This window comes from Flammeovirga yaeyamensis (assembly GCF_018736045.1).
GTDB lineage: Bacteria > Bacteroidota > Bacteroidia > Cytophagales > Flammeovirgaceae > Flammeovirga > Flammeovirga yaeyamensis.
Map to the genome: position 1 here is coordinate 1,398,461 of NZ_CP076132.1, position 21,766 is coordinate 1,420,226.

The window sequence follows — 21,766 nt, forward strand, 5'->3', positions numbered from 1 at the left end:
GTTTTCGAATTATTGATAATAGTAGAAAAAAATCCCTTTTCGAAACTAAATAAAAAAAGAGTAAATCTCGAAAAGATCTACTCTAAGTTAAGGGTTATAATTAATATTTTACTATTTGATTAGAACAGATGTATAACTGCAATCAAAGAAACAACAGATATTACACTCCAAAGCGTCAAACCTTGGAAGATAGGTCTGATACCTACTTTTTTAATGCTCTGAACATCCAATGTACATCCAATAGCAAATAAGGCTAATGCTAAACCTTTATGGGCAATAAAATTAAAAACAGGAGCGAACTCATGAATCGCAGGTACAAATGTATTTAGGATCACCGCACCGATAAATCCAAAAATAAAGATCGGCATAGTGCTTAACTTCAATTTTCCAGAAGAACTTACTGCAGCAATTAAAGAGATAGGAACAATCCATAAAGCTCTAGTTAATTTTACTGTTGTAGCCACTTTTAACGCTTCTTCTCCAAAAGCCTGACCTGCGCCAATTACCGCACTAGTATCGTGAATAGCCAAAGCTGCCCACCATCCAAATTGTGTTTGCGTAAGGTCCATAATGTGTCCAACTATTGGGAAAACAACCAAAGCAACAGCGTTTAAAATAAACACCGTACCCATGGCCACAGAGATCTGTTTCTCATCTGCTTTTAAAGCAGGAGCCATAGCGGCAATTGCACTACCACCACAAATAGCAGTACCCGATGCAATTAATCTGTAAATGGTTTTATCAAGTCCTAATTTCTTACCGATAATTGCACCAAAGCTTAATGTAAGTGCAATCGAGGTAAAAGTAATTAATGATCCTTCTGATCCTGTTTCAATCGCTTCTTTGGCATTCAAACCGAAACCTAAAAATACGACTGACCATTTCAGAAGATTAGAACTTATTTTTTTATTTAATTCTTGATGAGGAATCTTAAAGAAGATCGCAAATAAAATTCCTGAAAATAAAGCAAATACACTATTGGTAAAGGGTAGTAAAGTAATGATCGCTAAAGCAGTATAAGTAACTTTATTGATTAATGGATTTTGATTGATTGTAGAAATTATCTTTTTCATCGTATTTTCTTTTGTTTTTCACATTACAAAAGTCAACATTCGATGAGAAAAAATGAATCATTAAAAAGAATGCATTATAACTTTTTGTTATAATGAAGTAGTGCATAGTCCATGAAACGACGTCCAATTCCTATTGATCCACCCTCTTTTATAACAAAATGTAAATCTCTGTTGATTTCCAGCTCATCAATATCTATAATTTGAAGTTGATCACGATTGAGTTCGTCCAAAACAGAATAAATCGATAAAATAGCATAGTTAGAAGAGGAGGTAACATACCTTTTGATGCTCTCAGTAGTGTCCAAATACATCACAATATTCAACTCATCTTCGTCGATATTTTTTGATGATAAGGCATTTTCGATAATCTTACGCGTACCACTTCCTTGTTCACGCATCACCAAAGGCTTTTTTCTAAATTGAGCAATCGAAATACTATTGCTTTTTGATGCATTCTTTGAGGAACATACCAATACGAGTTCATCATTTAGAAAGGGAATATACTTTAAGCCACCTCTGTGTGGATCACCTTCAATCATTCCTATATCAATAACATCTTCCAGTAACCAATTTTCTATAGCCTCTGTATTTCCACTTCTAATTTCAACTTTTACATCTTTCACCTTTTGTTGGAAAGTAGCAATCACCGAAGGGATAATGTACTGAGCAATTGTTGTTGAAGCACCAATTCGAATAGTTCCCCCAATATTTTCTTTTAAGGAGTCGATATCAAAATGTAATTGTCGCTCTAAACTGAAGATTTTATCACAATATTGTTTTAGAATTTCACCTGCAGAGGTAAGTTGAATCAACATTCCTTTTCTTTCCAATAAAGGAAGACCATATTCTTCCTCCAATGCTCTGACATGTTTTGTTACCGCAGGCTGAGAGATATGTAACGACTCAGCAGCTTTTGTAAAGCTTTGCCTTTGAACAACTTCCGAGAAAACATGTAAGCGAAAATGTGATTTCATGAATTGATATTGATCTTAAAAATTTGTATTTTTGATTAGCTTAAAAAAATGACGATCACTCGTAGAAAATCAAGATAATAAAATTGAACGTATTAATGTACTGTTTTATTTATTCAACATCAAGTGATACGATTAAATCAAGACTTGTAAAACCAATTAGCAAGTTGCTGAGCAAATAACACATTAACACTGTCCTAATAACTATCAAATATGACACTATCAGATGAGAACCCAATGAAGACTGTCTTTATATATGACAGCACAAGTACAAGCCAAGTAGTTTTACTAGCAGAGGTAAAAACAAAAACAAAAGTAAAAACGGTGGTGCTAAACCATTCCAACTTAACAGTAAAATTACTAAACGAACTTGTCAGAAAAATGCAATCCGGTGCAGCATGTATGCTGATTAACGAGAACTCACCATGGTATAGATGTTTTAGTAACGACATCAACGAAATGAGTGAATCGGTACTGATACAAACCCTAACAGAGTATCCTTCTCTTCTAAAAACACCCATTGTGGTACACGAAGATGAAGTATTAATTGATCCTACCATAGAACATATTTTTGATGTTTATGAGGATATGTATGTATAAAATTGTATCTATGGAGAAATAATTCTCCTATGCACGTACCTTTTTTAACTTTAGAATCACAACAAAAGAAAATCCGCTCGGAAGTAGTCCAGAAATTTACTCAAGTATATGATAAAGGAAATTATATAATGGGTGAAGAATTGACCACTTTCGAGCTTTCTTATGCCCAATTTTCGGGCACAAATTATTGTATTGGCGTAGGAAATGGATACGATGCACTTAAAATTTCATTGTTGGCACTTGATATAAAAGAGGGAGATGAAGTGATTCTACCTGCTTATTCCTTTTACGCCACTTTATTATCGATTCTAGAAGTGAAAGCCATTCCCGTTTTTGTAGATATTGATAAAAAAGATGGGTTGATGGATTTGCATCAATTAGAATCAAAGATGACGAGTAAAACTAAAGCCATCATTGCAGTACATCTATATGGGCATATGGTCAATATGGATCAACTACTTGATGTTGTCAATAAACATCAGTTGTTCCTAATAGAAGACAATGCTCAGGCACAAGGGGCAGAGTGGAGAAACAAAAGATCAGGTAGTTTTGGACATGTAAACGCCACAAGTTTTTATCCGGGAAAAAACCTTGGTGCATTAGGAGATGCTGGAGCGATTACAACGAATGACGAAGACTTGTATAAAAAATGTTTGTCGATAAGAAACTACGGGTCAACGGTTAAATATGTACACAATACCGTAGGTGTCAATTCTCGTTTGGATGAGTTGCAAGCTGGATTCCTTAATATTAAGCTTAAATACCTGGAAAAGTGGAATTTAGAGCGTCAGAACATAGTGGATATGTATTCTGAATTACTTAAAAATGTACGGGATATTTTTCACTTTAGAGCTAAAGATGTATGCTTGCCCGCAAATCACTTATTTACAATTCACACTAAGAAAAGGGAGAAGTTAAAAGAATTTTTAAAAGAAAAAGGAGTGGGTACATTAATCCATTATCCGATACCTTTACATCTTCAGGAAGGAGTAAACTATTTAGGATATAAAAAAGGCGACTTCCCCATTGCTGAAGAAATCGCCTCTATTACTTTGAGTCTTCCTTTATTTATTGGTATGACCAACGAACAAGTGAAATATGTCTGTGATCAGATCAAATTATTTTTTGATGTTACTGATTAAAATCTTTTACCAAAAGTAACACCCAAACTCCAAGAGTCATATACTTGCTCTTTGATGTCGTATTGTAAAGTTGGCGCAATTTCCCATTCACCAGGTAATTCAAACTCTTTTTCAACGACAACTTTACCCACAAAGAAGTTCTTGTTCTTTTCTAATTCTAAACCAGGACCAACACCTATATTCCATCCTTTAATTGGAGAATAATAGAGAACCACAGCCCCAACATAGGCAAACTCTCTTTCTAAATGTTCCGCCTCTTTGGCTTCGCCACCATGATGACCTCCTGTTGCAGGTTCTACCTCCACAACATATTGTGCCATCTCAAGATCGTTTACAATCCCAATAGAAAATTTCTTATTTAAGCGGTAAGAATAGTCAAATCCAATAGTAGGTACGATTAGCGCATCATGATTTATTGCTTGTGGGATAGCAGTATACCCCATGTAAAAACTTACTTTACTTCTACATTTTTTCTCGTGATGTTGTTCTGCTTCATGATGCTCTTGTGCATATGATGGTAGTTGAACCAACATCATAAAGCCAGCAAGGAGGCTAATCAAGTTTATCTTTTTCATAATCAGTTTAGTTTAAAATAACACACTACACATCTTCGCAAAGTCGCTATTTTTAAGGATATTTTAAGTGAATGAAAATGAATGAATGTTATAAAATTGAAATAAATTGAATACGTATTATCGTTCAAATAGAACGGAAGATGCTGCCTAATTGTACCTTTTTGACATAAAAAAGCCACTTGTAGTGAATACAAGTGGCTTTATATTTAATTTAAAAATTGATTAAATCAATTTTCTAATCTCCATAATAATGCACTGACCTGGCTGTAATTTACCAGACACCCAGTTATCGACGAATTCATATTCTTTTTGCTCAGCAAAATCCCAATACTTACCGTTGTTTGTACCAGGAATATTTAAATAGAAATCTTGTTCGTTTTTATAATCTGTATTGGCAACCACCAAAACAGTATGTTCAGGATGCCATGGGTCGAAACGTTCAAAACCAATTACACTTTCGTAAGAAGTATCTGGATAGTGTATGGTCATCGAGTTTTCATTACCTCTCAGGTGTTCACTATTCAGCATCCAACCGAAACGATCATAAATAGAGTTGATGTACTTAATATGACCAATAAGGTTGTGATCGTTGTTCCATCTTAAGGCAGATTTAAAGAACAACGGTAAACGTTGGTTACTGTAGTAATCTGTTTCCGACTGAAGGAAATTCAAACCTGTATTTACAGGCCACTCTTCCAACAATTCGAATCCTTGATGAATAAACGGAATAGAGTTAGGTAAGAACTTGTTCAATACATAACTTACTCGAGAGTGAGGTTCACCACCTCTCATCATAGCACGTGGAGTGTTATGAGTTTCTGGCGTTCCGTAATATGGTAGTGCAAGGTAATCGTTAGAATCTTGTACAATTCTTTGGATACCTGCTCTCTTTTCTCTTGAAGTAACCCTCCATTCGTGACCCAATACCGCATTAAATCCGGCATCTCTACTTTTCTGAGTAACATCAAAGTTTTCCTCGCAGAAAGCAAAGTCATTATCGTTTTGTCTTGCCTTGTTGATGATCTCTTCCATTAATGGTTGAGGTAAGGCGTGACCCATATCGATCATTACACCATCAATACCAAATTGTTGGTAATGAGGAATAACACCACTAATCTTATCCCATAGCGGGCGATTTACATGGTTAGGTTGTGCCAATTCAGGATTATAGTAGCGTATGGTATCATAAGCGATATAATTATAATCGTTTGGCTGATGATCGTACGGGAAGTCATACATCCTTAGGTAAGTAACATCCGACCATGCTGGCTGAATATCATCAGGTGGCCAGTCCGCAAACGCACCAGGGATAATTAACTCACCTTCATCTGTATAAGCGACAAACTTGCCATTTTCGACTTTGATTTGTTCTGGACGAGGTGGTTTTTTAAATAACGATCTATATTCTTGACTAGGGGCAAAATGGAATCCTCCACCCTTAGGAATTTTCTTAATTTCAGCGAGTTCGTTAGCAGGGAACTCTGGAGAATGATATTCGTGTGCACGGTTTCTATCGATCCAATAGAACCACTCAGGATTTGTAGTCACCCAATCTCCACCAAGAGACGAAGTTCTAAGTACAAATTCCATAATCACACGCATTCCCATCATGTGAGCCGCTTCAACAAATGCCTCAAATTGTTCCTCAACAGTAAAAGGAATCAAAGGATCTGCCAAATTAGGATCTATCTGATACTGATCTTTGATAGCATATGGAGAACCAAGGTCACCACGGTTGCCATCTTCACCTATACTTGTAATAGGTAACATATAGACCGTATCACAGCCTAAGTTTTTGATATATTTTAATAAAGTGATACACTTTAAGAGCGTACCTGTTTCTCTAAAACCGTTGTCGCTAGAAGTAATATCCATACGATGTCCAGAACCTACATGACCATCATTATCATGATCATAAGCAGTGGTTAATCGAGGAAATAAGTTATAGAAACTTGAGAAATAGGTCCAATCGCCTCCGTTGCCATGAACTTGGCTTCTAAGTTTAGATAATGAATGATTATAATTTACATTACTATCAGTTGGGGAGGTTATTTCTTTAATAGCGTTTTTAAAGAATGTCATTGGGTTGGTTTCTACTGGAGTAGATGCACCTTGTTCTTGACCAAGCCACAATGAAGGAACAAAATAGCTTCTTGTTTCTTTAGCTTCATTTGCTTCTAAGTACTCAAGAATTTTGAGCAATTTAGATTCTTTTTTCATACTTACTTTACAAGACGTTTATAAAAGGGAGTCGAACTTATCAACTTAACTTAGGTTTAAAATACGATCTTTTTATTGAATAAGATACCCAATTTTATAATGTTTTTGTTAACATTTGATTGCAACGCGTTTCGATACTAAAAAATATTTATAATTTTATGTTCACTAGTATTATACTGTTTGTATAATGTTTTTTTTCTACTTTTGTGTAGTCAAAATTTTGGATATAAATATAGAGAAGTATCAACTTATGTGATCTACGAATTTCTCTTTTCACTGAATCAGAAACGTCGTATTCATAAACGATTAAATGTGTAGGAATTATCAATCATTAAACTTTACTAAAATATTAACCTATTATGTTGAATTGGTTTATTAGATTAATAATTTTGTGGGTCATGTAATGATGAGTAAAATTATACTTCTTGATTAAATTTTTTGTAGTATTTTAAATTGAGTCCACAAGCCAGATCTATATGGAGTGTTATCGCTTTAACCACCTTTAGTTTTTTGATTATTGGGTTTAAAGTGTTTGAGAACGGAGGTAGTCAGTCTAAAAAGCTTGCTTTTGAAGTAACAAAAGAAAGAGCAGTTAGATATGGCGAATCTATCGAATCCCGTCTTCAAACATTATTATCCGAAATGAGACTGATGGGTAATACCATGCAAATTATTGGTGAGAAGAAGGTAGAGACCGATAATATCATGTTAGGCTTACTTGATAATACTATCTCGCATTACAGCAATATCGAATATTTATGGTTGGTTTTATTAGACAGCAATAATTCCGACTCTACCATATACAATCCTATTTTTTACGATAAAGAAACGATTGATGCCAAGGATCCTAATAAGGTAAATCATGAAATCGTTTTGGAAGAAATGGATTGGAACAACTTCTTTTTGAAGAAGAGAATTCTTTCTTCGAGTGAGTCGTTTGTGACTTTACCTAAGCACATCAAAAAAAGTAAAGAAAAGAATGCATTTGCAGTACATGTGGTATTGCCTATTTTTGATGATAACCAAAAAATAGTGGGTGCTGTTGGAACTGCTATTCGTCTAAAATTCTTTCAAAATTTTATTAGTGAAAACGATCAAAAAGATAACCGTTATATGTGCATTGCGGCACCAAACGGTCAGATTGTTGGATCGATGGACCCGAAAGATATTGGACAAAATGATGGTATCCCTCCTTATTTATTTGCTTCTCTAAGGAATGATCAGAAAGTATCTAGAATCGTTGAGAGTGAAAATGGAGATGACAGCTATTATGAAATGCTTTTTCCTATAAAAATTCAAGGGATGACAGAACCTTGGGTAATTACTACTCGAGTACCATTGAGTACGGTATTGAAAAGCTCAATTCAATCGAGAAACTTTACTTTGGCTTTAGTTTTCTTACTATGGGTAATTATTACCACTTCATTAGGCTTTATGTCAACTAAGTGGAAAAATGAATTGAAGCAGAGAAAAATTGTAGCGGAGGAATATAAAAAGATCAACGAACTCCTTCGAAATATTTTAGACAACTCGGATCATATCATGATGTATACCCTAGATCGTGATAAACGATTGTTGAGTTGGAATAATAAGTTTATGAAAATCACCGAAATGCTTACAGGTAAAAGATTGCAGAAGGGTGATTATCTGATGGACATATATGAAGAAATCAGAGAAGATAATAAACATATCTTCTTAGATGATTATTTCGATAGATGTATTCGCGGGGAAGATCTAGTGGTTGTCGATCAGTTTAAGGGGTATTATTTCGAACAGTTCTTTAATCCATTTAGAAATACGCAAGGAAGTATTATTGGGGTAACCAGTTTCTTAGTAGACGTTACTGAACTTAAGGATGCTCAAAAGCAATTAGAAGTACATAAAAACCATCTAGAGTTATTGGTAGAGAAACGTACGAAGCATATCGAAAGACAAAATGATGCTTTACGTACGCAATCTGATAAACTAAGAATTGCACACGACGAAATTCGTGAACGAAACCACGAAATTCAAAGTAAAAACGAGGCACTAAGTAATTCACTTCAAGAGACGGAATCAACTTTATTGAAGTTGAAAGAAATGCAGGATCAGTTAGTAAGTTCCGAAAAATTAGCATCTATTGGTCAGTTAACCGCAGGCATCGCTCATGAGATTAATAACCCAATTAATTTCGTAGCCAATAATGTAATGCCGCTAAAGGATGACATAGAGGACTTAACTGTGGCATTTAAAGAACTCACCAAGCACGTGGAAGAAAATGTAGTGGAGGAAATTGAAGAAGAGTACGAAATCTCTTTTGTTATAGATGAAATCAATGATCTACTGAAAGGAATTGAAGAAGGTGCTAATAGAACCACTCAAATTGTGATGGATCTTAAAACCTTTGCCAGAATGGATTCGGCTCACTTTGTAGAAGCGAATTTGGAAGAGGGTATAGATACCTCATTGGGATTATTAAATAACAAACTAAAAAACAGAGTCGAAGTACATAAAGAATATGAAGGTATTCCTTTGGTGAACTGTAACGAGAGTAAAGTCAACCAAGTGTTTATGAACATCCTGAACAATGCCGAACAAGCGATTGAAGGGGAAGGGAATCTTTACATTAAAACATGGAGTAAAAACGACTTTGTTTATATCAGAATTAAAGATGATGGAAAAGGAATGGACCAAGAAACGATTAATAAAATCTTCGATCCGTTCTTTACTACAAAGCCAGTAGGTCTAGGAACAGGATTAGGTATGTCTATTTCTTTTGGAATTATTCAAGACCATAATGGCGATATTAAAGTCACTTCTGCAGTTGGTAAAGGAACCTCTTTTACCATTTCATTACCCATTAAAAGATCACATAATTTAGAAGAGGTGCAATAATATTTGTCCTTTCGAAAAGTTATTCACAAATTAGTATCACTCTGTGAATGACTTAAACATTTGTGAACAACCTATCAATTAACCATCTACATGAAAAGCAAAATTCTAATTATTGTGAGTATTTTTTTCTTTTTGATCCCAAAATCAAAAAGTTATTCACAATTACGTGAATATGTTTTCTATCCTGTGGAAGGAGGACTCATCTCAGAACAATTAAAATCTATCTCACATTCTGATAATGGATTCATTTGGGGGGCTACCGATAATGGTTTAATGAAGTTTGATGGGACAACGACTACTTTTATACATTCTGAATTACCCAGTCATTATATCAAATCATTAAGCAGGGGAAAAGATCACTCTATCTTTGTGATTCATGATTTAGGAGTAGGTAAGATTACTTCAAAAGGCAATCAGTACGAGATCAATCAAATCATAGATGGATCTGCAACCCTTCAACCCAATACACTTTATTATCCCAAAAGTATTTATGAGGTAAATGAAAATGAATATTGGATTGGAGAAACTTCCACTGTAGTTCATTTTGTCAATAATAAAATTCACCGTTACACATTATCGGGACAATCTCAATCTCCGCATTATGTTCGTTCCGTTCTTTTTGAGGTAGACGGATATGATAGAACATGGATGTTTGGGTATAATGTAGGTGTTTTTCAGTTTGATAAAGAAAACGATCGCCTAAAAAAAGTGACGCTACCATTACAGTTGCATAATATCGCTTACACTGAAAAGGTCGGTTTCAAAACTTTTATAATTGGAGCCAAAGAAGGTGTTTTCGAGATGAAAGTGAATAGAGAAGGGCAAGTCACTTCTTGGAAATTAATATGTGATATAAAAGATGTATCTACCGTTTGTCGAATTGATGAGGAATTAATTGTTGTAGGTACCTGGAATAACGGGGTATATGCTGTAGATCTAACAAATAATACAGCCAAAAAGAGAAAGTTATATTTAAATGGTATCGAAGATATCATAGACTTGGAAAAGGTAGAAGGACAAGGTATTTGGGTGAGTAGTACCGAAAATATTGGGCTCCTAAAGGAAGTACCTTTTCAGTCGATTGATATTGTAGACAAACACAAAATTATTGAATCGGCAAAAGAGGTTACTAAAGGTAAAGTACTTATTTCTTTGGGCGATAGTATTCGACAATTAGAATGGATGGATAACGATTGGCAACAGACTTTTGTGTATCAATGTCCAGAAAGATCAAGGGTATTTTCTATTTACAATAAAGAACTCTTTATAGGTACCTATGATGGACATATCTTTTCTACTCCACTAAACCAAAATGCCTTTTTAAAGGTGGATAAAGTCAATGCTAGAGGATCAATTATCTCTATGTTCGTGGATGAAGAGAATCATTTATGGGCGGCTGCAGAATACGATCAGGGACTTATCAAATTAAATGGTAAAGAAGTAAGTAGTGTCCAAAAAGACTTTCTGAAGAGTACCTTTGTGATTAAAGGAAACGAAAGTGAAACCTTTTATTTAGGAGGGAAAAAGAAACATCAAACACTATCAAAATTTAATTATAAAACCCAAGATTTTGAAAAAATCAATTTACGCTTTCCAAGAGAAGTAAATCAAGATCTTACAGTCAACGATCTTCTAATAACAAAACAAGAAGTTTATTTGGCCACTACTGATGGTTGTTTTTATTTTTCAAAATCAGATAAATCTACAGAAATTGTATTGAAGGAGTTATGGTATGAAGGTTTAAATAGAAATACGCCTTACAAAGCCATAGAACAAACACCTGATAATGCTATTTGGTTGGCGAGTTACAATAGTATTATTCGATTGAAAGATGCAAAGGTTCAATATTTTGATAAAACTTATGGATTGCCATCAAATGCTATAAAAGTGCAAGGGTTGGAATCAGATTCTGAAGGGAGATTATGGATAGCTTCGGAAAAAGGATTGGTGGTGAGTGAGACTTCGGATTTGCTTCAAAGAAAAACCAAAATACCTGATATCCGACTGTTCACTATCGAAAATAAAGAGGAGCGTTTGTGGACCAACGATCAATTGATATTGCCTTATAAAAGCAACATCAAAATTAAGTATGATATACAGGAATTTCCTTCCAATAATGTAAAATATCAGTTCCGAATTAAGTCGGCAGATTCCTTGTGGACTTTACCATCTAAAGTAGATGAGTTATCTATGTTGTCCTTAAATAATGGCGATTATGAATTAGAGGTTAAAGCTCAGCAAATGGGAAGGTTACTGAGCGATACCGCTAGGTTAAAATTCAGGGTAATCACTCCATTTTATAAAAAGACATGGTTTTTTGTTTTACTCATTGTTGTAGTGGCTGCTTTGATCGTCTTACTCATCCAAAGGTATTTTAAGAACCTCAAAGAAAAAGGGAAGCGTTTAGAGTATTTGGTAGAGATGAGGGCAAAAGAGATTGCCACTCAAAGAACCAAGATCATGGAACAACAACAGGAGATCTACAAAAAGAAACAAATGATCTTCGAAGCTGAAAAGTTTATTGCAGAAGCAGAACTTAAAAACACTCAACTAAAGGCGGAACAATTATCCGATTTGCTCGAAGAAAGAAATAAAAACCTTACGGTGGTGACTCTAAATATTGTTGAGAAAAACAACTTTATGGAGAGTTTGAGAAAGCAATTAAAAGAGGTAGAGAAAACAAGTCCCGATTTAAAAAAGGTATTAAAACCTTTGCATCATACACTTGATCAAAGTGAGAAAACCGATAAAGATTGGGAAGAGTTTCAGCATTATTTTGATGGAGTGCATAAAGACTTTAATATCAAGTTAAAAGAAGCACATCCTGCTTTAACCTCACACGATTTAAGACACTGTTCATTGATCCGATTAAACTTAAGTTTAATTGAGTGCGCCAATCTATTAGGGATTTCTCAAGATAGTTTGAAAACATCAAGATACCGCTTGAAGAAAAAGCTTGAGTTGGCTGCTGATCAAAACTTACAGGATTACATCTTAGGTTTTAATGTAGGTTCTAAATCTACTGCTGCTCAATAAACTTTTGAATAGTGGCTTTCCTTCTGATTTTCATGGTATCCGTTTTCTCAAAATTGGATAATGAAACAACATTTCTTGGCACTTCATACTTGTCTAAAGGCTTTTTGACGATATCAAGAAGCTGATCAATTTCTGTTTGCTTTAAGGTAATCCCTTCAATAAAAATAGTTACTTCTTCTCCCAAGTTCTCATTGGGTAGACCTCCCACAAACATTAAAATATTCTGATAACCTATCTGTTTTAGACCTTCGTTGATACTTTTCTCTACTTTTTCTGCTTGCACTTTTACCCCTCCACTGTTGATGATATTGTCTGCTCTTCCAAGCCATTCAAAAGTAGTATCGTTAATTAAACGTACCACATCGTTAGTTTGCAGTTTGACATCATTACTCATTGGACCTTGAACCCATAAACACTTACGATCGTCTTGTCCAATAACTACATTTGGAAGCGTATGGAAAAACGAATCCGCTTGCTGATGAATTTTCTTTAAAGCAACATGTGATACCGTTTCTGTCATACCATAGGTATGATAAACATCTGTATTCGAAAGTTCTTGTTTGATACGTTTTTCTAGGCTTTCTGTAATCGGAGCACCTCCAATAATTAACTTCTTGGTCTGTAAAAAGGCAGGGTGATCACCCGCACAATCTAAAGAAAACTGTACCTGAATGGGTGCCATTGCGATAAAATCAAATGCTTTGGGCAAAAGATGTTCTCTAAAAGGTGCAGAACATGGTGGAACGATCGTCGCATTTATGTTGTGTTCTATGCATCTTACCAACATCATTTTACCAGCAATATAATTGGTGTTTAGACATACAAGTGCGTGGTCGTTGGCTTTTAAACCAAGAAATTCAACTGTTGCATCTGCACTGCTTTTCATTTGTGTTCTAAGAATCTGAATTTCTTTTGGAGTGCCGGTCGACCCCGAAGATTGTAAGCTAAAAGTTTCTGTTTGATTTAACCACTCAAAGCAAAAAAGTAATATTGGATCTATCAAATCATCTCCTTCCAATTGGAAGTTTCCTTGTTGTATTTCTGCAAATGAATAGGTGTTATTTTTAATATGTAAGTTCATTTTTCACTTAAATTAAGTTAGGAAACGTAGAGATGTTTGTTATACTAGGAATGATAATTGATCTTTGAAGAAGTAATGAGGTTAATCCTCTCTTAAATCCACTATCAGTATAGTAATTTGACTTAATGATCCATAGATTTTGAATCCATACAAACTTATGAAGTACCTAAAATATAAAAAGAATTTTATCTATATTTTTTGTTTAATTTTTGTAATTGCTTTTGGTGTAAACGGTCAGTCGAAAGAACGTACACTCATCAAAACGTATTACGATGATTGGGCGGGAATCGTTGCAGAAGAGTTTTATGTATTGGATGGAGATTCGAACAGAATAGACGGAGAATACAAACGCTACTTTCCAGGATCAGATAATCTGATAGTAAAATCGAATTACAAAGACGGGGAGTTGAATGGCGATTTTTATGAGTTTTTTGAAAATGGTCGAGTGCACTTCAAAGCTAAATATAAAAATGGCCTGAAGCAGGGGGAATATGTTTCCTTTTATGTAGAAGGAGCGAAAAAGACAGTGGCACATTTTAAACAAGATAAAATGGTGGGCACTATGAAAAAGTTCTTTCCTAATGGAACTGTTCAGATCGAACATAATATCAGTAAAAACTATTGGAAAGAATATTACCCTTCTGGCAAGTTGATGAATGAATCAGAAATGTTGGGAGAGGTAAGAAATGGAGTGACGAAAGTATACGATCAAGAAGGAAACCTCAAGCAGAAAGGCACCTATAAAGAAGGTAAAATTGATGGAAAATATTATACGTACTTTCCAAAATCGACTACCGTTCAAAAAGAAAGTGATTTTGTGGATGGTAAACTAGAAGGTGAATCGAAAGAATTTTATACCTCTGGAGTTTTAAAACAAGTGATTCCCTTTGAGAATAACATTGAACACGGTTTGAGATTAGAATATTATGAGAGTGGTCAACTGATGTCGGAAAACCGAATTGTGAAGGGAAGAACCACAGGAAACTATAAAAACTATTATGAAGATGGTCAGTTGAAGTCTGAAATGATCACTGCTTTAGGAAAGGAACAAAAAGGCGTCTTCAGAGAGTTTTCTGAAAAAGGAATCTTATTGAAAGAAGGTCACATGCAACAAGGAAAAATGCATGGAATTACAAAAGGATTTTATGATGATGGCGCTTTAAAACAAGTCTTTAATTATCAAAAAGGGATTAAAAAGGGAGTTCAGAAGCAATATTATACCGATGGGGAAACGTTGAAGGTCGAAGAAGTATTTGCTAAAAATGCTACAGAGAATACAGTGAAAGAATACTTTGAAAATGGCAAAGTAAAAGAGGAAGGCAAGATGATTAAAAAGTTGAAAACTGGCTCTTGGAAAACATATTATGCTAATGGCAAGTTAAAAACTATGAAGTCGTTTACTGGAGGTTTTGAGGAAGGTGAAAGCCTAATCTATAATAAAGAGGGTGTTTTAATGACCAAAGAACGTTACCGAAAAGGTCGTTTAGTGGGCATTCATTTAGAATACTATGATGATGGCCGTACCGTTTTGATGGAAGTTCCATACGATAAAGGATATATTTATGGAGAAGTGAAGAAATTCTACAGAAACGGTCAGATTCGAGAAATAGGAAAACAATACAAAGATAAAAAATTGGATACTTGGAAATATTTCGATGAAAACGGAATATTAGAAAAGGAAGAGATCTATAATAAAGGGACTCTTTTAGAAGTGAAGTATCCGAACTAAATAATATATGAGAGTAGATAAATACCTTTGGTGTGTTAGGGTGTTTAAAACCCGCACTGTAGCTACAGATGCTTGTAAAAAAGAAGAAGTATTATTGAATGGTAATGTTCCAAAGCCGTCTCAGAAAATTGCGGTAGGTGACGTTGTAGAAGTGAAAAAGGATCCTATATGGAGGAAATACAAAGTATTGAACCTTATAGAGAAGAGAGTAGGAGCTTCTTTGGTGGCTGATAATATTCAAGAAATCACATCTAAAGAAGAATTAGGTAAGCTGAAAGAGTATATCGACGAAAAAAGATTTTACTTGAGAAAGTAATTTATTGAATGATCAAAAAAAGAGATAGAATTAACATCCTATCTCTTTTTTTTATTTACATTTATTTATAAATTGTAGGTACTTCATTAACCCTTATATATATCTAACATTCTGTTACTTTATGGAAAATCTCCACATTATATTGTTACTCATGTATCTCGCTATCGGTATAGCCGTTTGGTCATTTTATCAAACCTTTTTTCAGAGAGATGATATTGACGACTCAGCACTAAATAACGACGATGATGATAACGATAATAATGGTGGATGGCCTGTTTCTCCAAATGATCCGGATTTAGATCTTCCACCGGGTATTTTTATTTTACCACCAGGTGCACCCGATCCAAGCAAGAAAGACCAACAATTATTGGTTTAATTCTTTCTAAGATTACGACGTATACTTTTAGCCTGTAAACTTAAACCTTCTTTATTCGGGACAATTTTAAGTAATTTCTCGATATGCTTCAACGATAATTTTTCTAATTTTAATTCTCTATATATAGTACACAAACCTGAGTGTGCAGCAAAATGACGAGGTTCTAATTCTAGCACCTTTTTTAAATCATCCATAGCTTTCTTGTATTCTCCTCTCATGTAATAACAAATGGCTCTTTTGTTATATACTTCAGAATGATCTTTATTGAAAATTAATGCATGAGAAAACGTAGCAATAGCATCGTTGAAACGTTCTTTAGCTATTTGTTCCGTACCTAAACTAAAAACATCTGTCATAAACGGATCATCCGATCTTTGCCAAATCTGTAAAATTGAATTTTCAAGATCAGTTATTATATTTTTGTCAGTAGCTTCTTTTAATTGTGTAAATAAAACATCTACCTCAGTTGTATATTCTTTCATAGTGGTATGTTTTTTAAAGTAAATTACTTTACTTTTATGTTGAAATTGTATGTTATAAGGCAATAAACTTATACATCACAACCTCAATGATTAATGAAACGTGTCACACATCATTAATACATTATGTAGTTTAAAAAGTTTCTAACGATTAAATTCATTAGGGAAAAACTTAACATATCTTCATAGTTCATGAGAATAGTACAAACATTTATCCTTCTTTTTGCATTGATATTCAGCCTTCAAAATGATGTAAAGGCGCAAATTTCAGTAGCTAGAACCCAAGAAATTGTAGATACTTTAGCAAGCAATCAATTAAGAGGCCGATTAGCTGGATCTGAGGGAGAACGATTAACCACAGAATACATCAAAAATGAGTTTGAAAAACTTGGGCTTGTTCCTGCCGGGGAGGACGGTACCTATTTTCAGAATATCAAAAAGTTTGCTGTAGAAGGTATTTCTGAATCATTACTTATCAATAAAGAAGCTGTAAAGAGTAATCAATTCTTTATTGATACTGATGTGGAGGAATGGGCATCAAAGAAGAAAAAAGAATTTTCGGTAGTGACTTTAAAGGAATCTGAAAATTTTAATGATAAAAGAAAGGAGTTGATGAAATCGAATCAACCTACTTTTGTTTGGGTGCAAGGTGATATGAACCTAATTGCCATGAAAAAGTTAAAAAACAAACTGTCTAACAAAGAGTACTTAGAAGAAATTGATGGTGCTCGAAAGATCGTTTGGGTGGAAGATATTCCTGCTTCTAGAGAAAAGTTTAAGAAACTAAGTTTCACTTTCCAACAAAAGATCCACAATATCGTCATGAGAAATGTGATGGCCCGATTAGAGGGAAGTGGTCCAAGAGCTAAAGAAACAATTATGATTGGTGCACACCATGATCATATTGGTATTTTAGAACCTATTCAAAACGATTCTATTGCCAATGGAGCAGATGATAATGCATCGGGTGTTAGTGCTGTATTACAATTGGCAGAGTATTTTGCTAAAAGAAGAATGAAATACCCTAGATCGATTTTGTTTGTGACCTTTACAGCTGAAGAAATGGGTTTGGTAGGTTCGGAGTATATGGCTAGCCAAATGTCAGATGAAGAACTGAAAAATATTAAGGCCATGATTAACTTCGAAATGATTGGCAAACCGTCAGTTAATGGTAAAAGAAAAGCATATATGACGGGGTATGATCAAAGTACATTGGGTAAGCAATTGGCACAAACCGTATTAAAAGATAGAATCAACTTTAAAATCTTTGCCGATCCTTATGAGGATATGGATCTATATTTTATATCTGACAATGCTTCTTTTGTAAAAAGAGGGGTAATTGCTCATACGATATCATCAACTGATATTGATTTTGACTCTTATTATCATACAGTAAATGATGAAGCTGAGACATTGAATTATCAAAATATCGTAGATGTGATTAAAGGAATGGCTGTAGGAATTGAGCCATTGGTAAGAGGGAGATTTACTCCGAGACCAATTAAATAGACATCTTATTTAAATAAAAAAGTCCTAGATGATTACATTTTTAACTAGGACTTTTTTTTGTGATTCACAACTACTATTGTGCAGTAGGTGTATATTCAACAGTGATAGGTTTAGCATTTATACCAAATAAAGAGGTAATTACAATTTCGTATGTATACTTTTTAGTATTGTCAATCTCTTTATCTTGGAAATCTAAAGTGATGTTTTTTTCACCTTCAGCCAACTTAGTATCGAAGGCTTTTAAGTTTTTATTTGCTTTAACTTTTTCTTTTGTACCGGATTCTGTACGATATACATTATAAAGTCCATAATGTTCAGGTAAAGATGAAGCTTCATATGTAATATCAATCTTGATACCTTTGTCGTTCATACCTTTTTCAGCTTTTTTAGAAGCAATTACAGGTTCATTCTTTGTTTTTGCATTTAAATCAAATTCTTTGGTTAATACAGGAGTAGTAGCCTCTTTCCCATTTATCACAGGGAATAATCCATAAGTAACCACTTCTTTTGTAGGATTGATTTCTTTGAATCCAAAACCTGCCATCAATGCAAATTTATATTCAGCTAAAATACTCATGTTTACCCAGAAAATCACTTTAGGATTATCTGCGACAGCTTTCATCAATTTTTCGTTAGCTAATGAAGCTAGTCCTTTAGCATTCTTTTCAAATTCTTCTTTTTGATATTGCTTCATTTCTGCTAAAAACTCAGCATTGTCTGTAACATTGTCTAGAGCTTTGTCGGCTTTAACACCTGGCGATAAAGGTGTTTTAGTTAGAGTTGTCCATTCATTTCCGGTAGAAGCACTTTTCTTTTTAATGACCATTTTTTCTAAACCAGCAGGCCATTCATTTACTGCCCAAACAACAGACATTCCTTTGCCGTCATGTTCTCCCATTAAATTGTATGGAGATTCTTCGTTTGGAGCATTTTCAGTTCCAGAAGCAAGAAGATTGAATGAAGTGATTAAAAGTAGGGAAGTGATAAAAAATTGTTTTAGCATTGTATAAAAAATTTTAGTTTATAAGTATGATGAAAATAGATGATTAAGATTTTTCTAAAGAAGATTAACCACAAAATGAAGAGATTTGTTGGTTCTGTACAACAGAATATTAGAGTAGTTCATTTTTATCTTACATCACAAGGATTTTTTACCATTAATATGACTTAAAATAAATGAAGGTTGTAACATCATTTATTACTTTTGTATTCTGCTAATTTTCAACGAAATTGGTAGATAAATTAAATTAATGAACAAATTGGAATTTTTAGGTATGAGAACGGTACGTCTCGTTTTTCTTTTGATGTGTGTTTCTCTTGGTCTAACGGCACAAGTGAATAGGGTAGGTGTGAAAAATGAGTGGACCACTGATCTAAATAAAACCAATTTTAATCTTTGGCAATATCAAGCATTAACTCCAAGAGATGCTTTTAAAGCCATTAACCGACCAAAGTTTTATAACGAGGAAAGAGCCAAAGAAAACTACAAAGGCGACGAAAATGTTGTGGTAGTTTCTCAAGGTAGAGAACATAAAGCCTATCCGATGGAATTCTTGATGTTTCATCAAGTAATTAACGATAGAATCGGAGGCATGCCAATAGCAATCACTTATTGTCCATTAACCGATGCCGTTAAAGTCTACGAAAGAAGATTTGAGAAAAATGGTTTTCAAAGGGAGTTGGTTTTTGCTCCTTCAGGAATGATCCGAATGAGTAATATCATCTTGTATGATGAACAATCTGAATCTTGGTGGCAACAATATACAGGTAAATGTGAAACCGGCGAACTAAGAAACCAACAATTGGTAGAAAGAGGTTGTATTCGAATGACCTTAAATCAGTTCTACGAAAATTGTAAATACGGTTTGGTTTTACGTTTTGATGAAAAAGATGAACTTTTACCTTACGGTATCAACCCTTACTATAAATACGATAATGTGCTCACAGAAAAGCCACTTTATCTAAATCACATGCCTAACGAACGTTTGATGCCAATGGAACGCATTGTGACGTTATACCTTCGTGGCGATCGAATGATTTATCCATTAGAAGAGGTAAGAAAGAAAAAAGTAATTAACGATACACCTAAAGATATGTACGTAACGATTTTCTACATAGACGGTAGTAAATCGATGCTGGAAGAAAGAGAAATCAAACAATCGAAAGTAATCGGATCTGCAGTAGCTTATTCCGCATTATACGATGGTGTTTGGTTAACTTTCTCTTATAAAAACGGTTATTATATTGACGAACAATCTCAATCAGAATGGAATATGATGGGAGAGTGTATCAAAGGGCATTTTAAAGGAGGAAAATTAACACCTATTTCCACTTCTCAAAGTTTTGCTTTTCCAGAGTTAGAGTTTTACTCTAATAGTTTGATTTACAGTATTAATTGGTAATCAATTTAAATAAACCTATATTTTACGCTACATAAGTAGTATTTTTGTACCCAGACCCTTATTAAACAGGTATGAAAGATTTCAAGGCAATACGATTATCTTATAAAAATACACCTCTCGAAGTGAGAGGGAAATTATCGTTATCACAAGACGATTGCGAACAGCTTCTAAAGACGTATCAGAACGATGAACGTCTAAATGAGTTGTTGTTTGTCTCTACGTGTAACAGAACAGAGGCATATTACATTGCCGATGAAGATATATCCGAAAGCTTAATAAATAATATCTGTAAGGTAAAAGAGATTGAGGATACTGAAGCAAATCAATATTTTGAATCGGTATGTGATCCTAAAGATGTCCAAAACCACTTGTTCCGCGTAGCAATGGGCTTGGAATCGCAAGTAGTAGGTGATATTCAAATCTCAAGTCAGGTTAAAAGAGCCTATCAATGGACCGCTGATCACGAAATGGCAGGTCCTTACCTTCACCGTTTGATGCATACCATCTTTAATGCTAACAAACGAGTGCAAATCGAAACTGAATTTAGAGACGGTGCCGCTTCTGTATCTTATGCAGCGGTGGAAATGTTAGATGAGCTTACTTCTGACATCAACGATCCAAAAATTCTAGTTGTAGGTTTAGGAGAGATTGGTACGGATGCTGTAAGAAACCTTCAGAACACTTCAATTTCTGATGTAACGATCATGAACCGTACATTTAGTGTGGCAGAAGAATTGGCATCAGAAACAGGATATAAAACAAGACCTTTCGAAGAACTTTGGAAAGCAGCAAAAGAAGCAGATGTAATTATCTCTTCTCTTCCAATTGCTGACTACTTCAATAAGGAAAACATTTCCTCTTTAGATATCCTAGCATTTAAATGCTTCATGGATTTATCAGTTCCTCGTTCTGTAGCTGAAAATGTAGAAGAGATTCCCGGCGTTATTGTGTACACTGTAGACGATATCAACGCTCGTGCTGATAAAGCTTTAGAAAAGCGTATCAAAGCGATCCCTCATGTAGAAGCCATTATAGAAGCCTCTTTATCAGAGTTCAATAAAAGAACTCAAGAGATGGAATTCTCGCCTATCATTAAAGGATTAAAGAATACCTTAGAAGAAATTAGAGATAAAGAAGTTCAGAAATACGATAGTCAGCTTTCTTCTAAAGAGAAGAAACAAGTGGATAAGATTACGAAGAACTTACTGAATAAAATTATGAAAGTCCCAGTACTTCAACTAAAGGCCACTGCATCGGCCAATAAAAAAGAAGGACAAAAGATGGGCAAGATCATTACGGATCTATTTGATATAGATTTGGAGAAAAGATAAGAACTGTATTTGTAAGGACGTTGCACTGCAACGTCCTTTTTATTTATGAGGT

The 21,766-nt window shown here is 34.3% G+C and carries 17 protein-coding genes; 10 read left to right on the top strand and 7 right to left on the bottom strand.

All coding sequences use genetic code 11. From position 1 onward, the window contains the following. Nucleotides 1–119: 119 nt before the first annotated feature. Both KMW28_RS05360 and KMW28_RS05365 read right to left on the bottom strand, forming a co-directional pair. Nucleotides 120–1,073: a YeiH family protein gene (locus tag KMW28_RS05360; RefSeq protein WP_169664468.1), complete on the bottom strand. Its 954-nt coding sequence runs from the start codon at nt 1,071–1,073 to the stop codon at nt 120–122. Between the two features lie 74 nt (nt 1,074–1,147). Further along, complete coding sequence (locus KMW28_RS05365; RefSeq protein WP_169664469.1) at nt 1,148–2,047, bottom strand: LysR substrate-binding domain-containing protein; 900 nt, start codon at nt 2,045–2,047, stop codon at nt 1,148–1,150. A 210-nt stretch (nt 2,048–2,257) separates the two neighbouring features. On the opposite strand from KMW28_RS05365, the gene KMW28_RS05370 reads away from it, so the two are divergent. Both KMW28_RS05370 and KMW28_RS05375 read left to right on the top strand, forming a co-directional pair. Further along, entirely contained in the window at nt 2,258–2,644 is a 387-nt protein-coding gene (locus tag KMW28_RS05370; RefSeq protein ID WP_066209525.1) for an arsenate reductase family protein, read from the top strand. Nucleotides 2,645–2,673: 29 nt separating this feature from the next. Then, the gene (locus KMW28_RS05375) at nt 2,674–3,786 is read left to right on the top strand and encodes a DegT/DnrJ/EryC1/StrS family aminotransferase (RefSeq protein WP_169664470.1); all 1,113 of its coding nucleotides are present in this window, start codon (nt 2,674–2,676) and stop codon (nt 3,784–3,786) included. On the opposite strand, the gene KMW28_RS05380 is transcribed toward KMW28_RS05375, so the two are convergent. Continuing rightward, on the bottom strand, nt 3,783–4,361 hold the full coding sequence (locus KMW28_RS05380) for a hypothetical protein (protein ID WP_169664471.1): 579 nt from the start codon (nt 4,359–4,361) through the stop codon (nt 3,783–3,785). The two genes, KMW28_RS05375 and KMW28_RS05380, sit on opposite strands and share 4 nt — an antisense overlap. A 222-nt stretch (nt 4,362–4,583) precedes the next feature. Next, nucleotides 4,584–6,581 (bottom strand): alpha-amylase family glycosyl hydrolase, encoded by a 1,998-nt coding sequence (locus KMW28_RS05385; RefSeq protein ID WP_169664472.1) that lies wholly within the window; start codon nt 6,579–6,581, stop codon nt 4,584–4,586. A gap of 453 nt (nt 6,582–7,034) precedes the next feature. Here KMW28_RS05385 and KMW28_RS05390 point away from each other — a divergent pair, with 453 nt between their 5' ends. Both KMW28_RS05390 and KMW28_RS05395 read left to right on the top strand, forming a co-directional pair. Next, nucleotides 7,035–9,455: an ATP-binding protein gene (locus tag KMW28_RS05390; protein WP_066209517.1), complete on the top strand. Its 2,421-nt coding sequence runs from the start codon at nt 7,035–7,037 to the stop codon at nt 9,453–9,455. Nucleotides 9,456–9,545: 90 nt separating this feature from the next. Further along, nucleotides 9,546–12,491, top strand: a complete 2,946-nt coding sequence (locus KMW28_RS05395) for a ligand-binding sensor domain-containing protein (RefSeq protein WP_169664473.1) — start codon at nt 9,546–9,548, stop codon at nt 12,489–12,491. Here the strand turns inward: KMW28_RS05395 and KMW28_RS05400 are convergent. Then, on the bottom strand, nt 12,475–13,572 hold the full coding sequence (locus KMW28_RS05400; protein WP_169664474.1) for an AMP-binding protein: 1,098 nt from the start codon (nt 13,570–13,572) through the stop codon (nt 12,475–12,477). The two genes, KMW28_RS05395 and KMW28_RS05400, sit on opposite strands and share 17 nt — an antisense overlap. Before the next feature lie 157 nt (nt 13,573–13,729). Between KMW28_RS05400 and KMW28_RS05405 the strand changes: the two genes are divergently transcribed. The 3 genes from KMW28_RS05405 to KMW28_RS05415 all read left to right on the top strand — a co-directional run bounded on the left by KMW28_RS05405 (nt 13,730) and on the right by KMW28_RS05415 (nt 15,993). Beyond that, nucleotides 13,730–15,301: a toxin-antitoxin system YwqK family antitoxin gene (locus KMW28_RS05405; protein WP_169664475.1), complete on the top strand. Its 1,572-nt coding sequence runs from the start codon at nt 13,730–13,732 to the stop codon at nt 15,299–15,301. A gap of 7 nt (nt 15,302–15,308) precedes the next feature. Further along, nucleotides 15,309–15,617 carry an RNA-binding S4 domain-containing protein gene (locus KMW28_RS05410; RefSeq protein ID WP_066209509.1) on the top strand — a complete coding sequence of 103 codons (309 nt, stop codon included), beginning with the start codon at nt 15,309–15,311 and terminating at the stop codon, nt 15,615–15,617. A gap of 151 nt (nt 15,618–15,768) precedes the next feature. Beyond that, nucleotides 15,769–15,993 (top strand): hypothetical protein, encoded by a 225-nt coding sequence (locus tag KMW28_RS05415; RefSeq protein WP_158297652.1) that lies wholly within the window; start codon nt 15,769–15,771, stop codon nt 15,991–15,993. On the opposite strand, the gene KMW28_RS05420 is transcribed toward KMW28_RS05415, so the two are convergent. Continuing rightward, nucleotides 15,990–16,475, bottom strand: a complete 486-nt coding sequence (locus KMW28_RS05420) for a tetratricopeptide repeat protein (protein ID WP_066209504.1) — start codon at nt 16,473–16,475, stop codon at nt 15,990–15,992. The genes KMW28_RS05415 and KMW28_RS05420 overlap by 4 nt on opposite strands. A 189-nt stretch (nt 16,476–16,664) precedes the next feature. On the opposite strand from KMW28_RS05420, the gene KMW28_RS05425 reads away from it, so the two are divergent. Continuing rightward, nucleotides 16,665–17,981, top strand: a complete 1,317-nt coding sequence (locus KMW28_RS05425; RefSeq protein WP_169664476.1) for a M28 family metallopeptidase — start codon at nt 16,665–16,667, stop codon at nt 17,979–17,981. A 73-nt stretch (nt 17,982–18,054) separates the two neighbouring features. Here the strand turns inward: KMW28_RS05425 and KMW28_RS05430 are convergent, their stop codons facing one another. Then, nucleotides 18,055–18,984: a hypothetical protein gene (locus KMW28_RS05430; protein ID WP_169664477.1), complete on the bottom strand. Its 930-nt coding sequence runs from the start codon at nt 18,982–18,984 to the stop codon at nt 18,055–18,057. A gap of 247 nt (nt 18,985–19,231) precedes the next feature. On the opposite strand from KMW28_RS05430, the gene KMW28_RS05435 reads away from it, so the two are divergent. Together KMW28_RS05435 and hemA are read left to right on the top strand one after the other, a co-directional pair. Then, nucleotides 19,232–20,383 carry a DUF3179 domain-containing (seleno)protein gene (locus KMW28_RS05435; protein WP_066209498.1) on the top strand — a complete coding sequence of 384 codons (1,152 nt, stop codon included), beginning with the start codon at nt 19,232–19,234 and terminating at the stop codon, nt 20,381–20,383. Between the two features lie 71 nt (nt 20,384–20,454). Then, nucleotides 20,455–21,714 (top strand): glutamyl-tRNA reductase, encoded by a 1,260-nt coding sequence (hemA, locus tag KMW28_RS05440; RefSeq protein WP_169664478.1) that lies wholly within the window; start codon nt 20,455–20,457, stop codon nt 21,712–21,714. Nucleotides 21,715–21,766: the final 52 nt, after the last annotated feature.

Bases quoted from the DNA above. Each gene is read 5' to 3' on its own strand.
- KMW28_RS05395 (WP_169664473.1), top strand. From the start codon at position 9,546: ATGAAAAGCAAAATTCTAATTATTGTGAGTATTTTTTTCTTTTTGATC.
- KMW28_RS05385 (WP_169664472.1), bottom strand. From the start codon at position 6,581: ATGAAAAAAGAATCTAAATTGCTCAAAATTCTTGAGTACTTAGAAGCA.
- KMW28_RS05415 (WP_158297652.1), top strand. From the start codon at position 15,769: ATGTATCTCGCTATCGGTATAGCCGTTTGGTCATTTTATCAAACCTTT.
- hemA (WP_169664478.1), top strand. From the start codon at position 20,455: ATGAAAGATTTCAAGGCAATACGATTATCTTATAAAAATACACCTCTC.
- KMW28_RS05380 (WP_169664471.1), bottom strand. From the start codon at position 4,361: ATGAAAAAGATAAACTTGATTAGCCTCCTTGCTGGCTTTATGATGTTG.
- KMW28_RS05400 (WP_169664474.1), bottom strand. From the start codon at position 13,572: ATGAACTTACATATTAAAAATAACACCTATTCATTTGCAGAAATACAA.
- KMW28_RS05430 (WP_169664477.1), bottom strand. From the start codon at position 18,984: ATGCTAAAACAATTTTTTATCACTTCCCTACTTTTAATCACTTCATTC.
- KMW28_RS05370 (WP_066209525.1), top strand. From the start codon at position 2,258: ATGACACTATCAGATGAGAACCCAATGAAGACTGTCTTTATATATGAC.
- KMW28_RS05405 (WP_169664475.1), top strand. From the start codon at position 13,730: ATGAAGTACCTAAAATATAAAAAGAATTTTATCTATATTTTTTGTTTA.
- KMW28_RS05425 (WP_169664476.1), top strand. From the start codon at position 16,665: ATGAGAATAGTACAAACATTTATCCTTCTTTTTGCATTGATATTCAGC.
- KMW28_RS05365 (WP_169664469.1), bottom strand. From the start codon at position 2,047: ATGAAATCACATTTTCGCTTACATGTTTTCTCGGAAGTTGTTCAAAGG.
- KMW28_RS05410 (WP_066209509.1), top strand. From the start codon at position 15,309: ATGAGAGTAGATAAATACCTTTGGTGTGTTAGGGTGTTTAAAACCCGC.
- KMW28_RS05435 (WP_066209498.1), top strand. From the start codon at position 19,232: ATGAACAAATTGGAATTTTTAGGTATGAGAACGGTACGTCTCGTTTTT.
- KMW28_RS05420 (WP_066209504.1), bottom strand. From the start codon at position 16,475: ATGAAAGAATATACAACTGAGGTAGATGTTTTATTTACACAATTAAAA.
- KMW28_RS05375 (WP_169664470.1), top strand. From the start codon at position 2,674: ATGCACGTACCTTTTTTAACTTTAGAATCACAACAAAAGAAAATCCGC.
- KMW28_RS05360 (WP_169664468.1), bottom strand. From the start codon at position 1,073: ATGAAAAAGATAATTTCTACAATCAATCAAAATCCATTAATCAATAAA.